The organism is Treponema endosymbiont of Eucomonympha sp. (genome assembly GCF_001028545.1).
Genome location: NZ_BBPW01000650.1, coordinates 1 through 443, shown reverse-complemented (window position 1 = coordinate 443; position 443 = coordinate 1). Strand labels below are relative to the sequence as shown.

Sequence of the window (443 nt, the reverse complement as noted above, 5' to 3'; positions counted from 1 at the left end):
CGGCAGGCTCGCCTATTGCGGCGTCCGCCAGCATTCTCCATATTCCCTTATCCCGCCAGCGACAAAACCGCTTGTGTATACTGTTCCAATTCCCGAATTCCGGCGGTATATCCCTCCACGGAGCGCCCGTGCGCGTCTGCCACGCTACCGCGTTGATAAACAGGCGGTTATCTTTCGCCACTCCCCCGCGTTTCCCTGCCTGTCCGGGCAGCAGTTCTTTTATCCGTTCCCACGCCTCGTCGCTTATATCGTGCAGGTGAATGCCTTCATTTCTTTTCATGCTTCTATTTTACCTCTTTTCCCCTATCCAGTCCACACTACCTAGCCGCGCTCAAGGCAAAGCTGGGAGACTTTCTCGACGCGTGGTCGGAATACCAGAAGCCCGACCGCGGAAAAAGCACAACCACCGCCAAGAAGACCGCTATGTGTGTACTGAAAAAAGC

At 55.3% G+C, this 443-nt stretch carries 1 protein-coding gene; it reads right to left on the bottom strand.

Annotation, left to right across the window (positions count from 1 at the left end; genetic code table 11):
* On the bottom strand, positions 1–280 hold a 280-nt coding region (locus AWU74_RS08490), incomplete at its 3' end, for a transposase (protein WP_162505119.1).
* Between the last annotated feature and the right edge of the window lie 163 nt (positions 281–443).